The sequence below is a fragment of the Rothia nasimurium genome (genome assembly GCF_928381705.1).
GTDB classification, from domain to species: domain Bacteria; phylum Actinomycetota; class Actinomycetes; order Actinomycetales; family Micrococcaceae; genus Rothia; species Rothia nasimurium_G.
In genome coordinates this window covers 1-454 of sequence record NZ_CAKMSR010000038.1, presented here as the reverse complement: position 1 = coordinate 454, position 454 = coordinate 1, and the positions used below count along the sequence as shown (strand labels likewise).

1 protein-coding gene is annotated in these 454 nt (G+C 71.4%); it reads right to left on the bottom strand.

Annotated elements, in window-relative coordinates:
* Nucleotides 1-264 (bottom strand): arginase family protein (locus tag L6762_RS11895; protein WP_237187497.1); only part of this gene is annotated, 264 nt, incomplete at its 3' end.
* Between the last annotated feature and the right edge of the window lie 190 nt (nt 265-454).

Below are 454 nucleotides of genomic sequence, written 5' to 3'. Positions count from 1 at the left end.
GATGTCGCCGGCGTCGTAGATCGCTTGCTCGCCGTGCCAGGCCAGGTTGGCCAGCGCGCGACGCAAGGCTGGCGGTCCGTGGCGCGCGCCCTGGCGACCCTGGTTGCGGCGCACGCCTTCGTCGCTGGCGAACCCGAGCAGCACGCTGGCCGCTTCGGCGTCGTCTGCGTAGGGACGCATCCATTGGTGCCAGCGCCGCGCGTCGGCGCCTTCCTGGCTATCGATCCGGCCTTGCCAGAGGCTCATGTCGGGGGCGGGGTACATCGAAACTCCTGTCGGTCAGTCCAGCCGCGCGGAAAGTCGCGCGGCGGCGTCGAGGGTCCATTGCCGCAAGCATTCGCTGCGCGACTGGGCGCGCAAGGCGGGGGCCATCAGGCTGAGGGCGCCGTGCAGGCGCTGGCGGCTGTCCAGCAGCGGTACGCTGATGCCCCAGACGCCTTCGTCGATCTCGCCC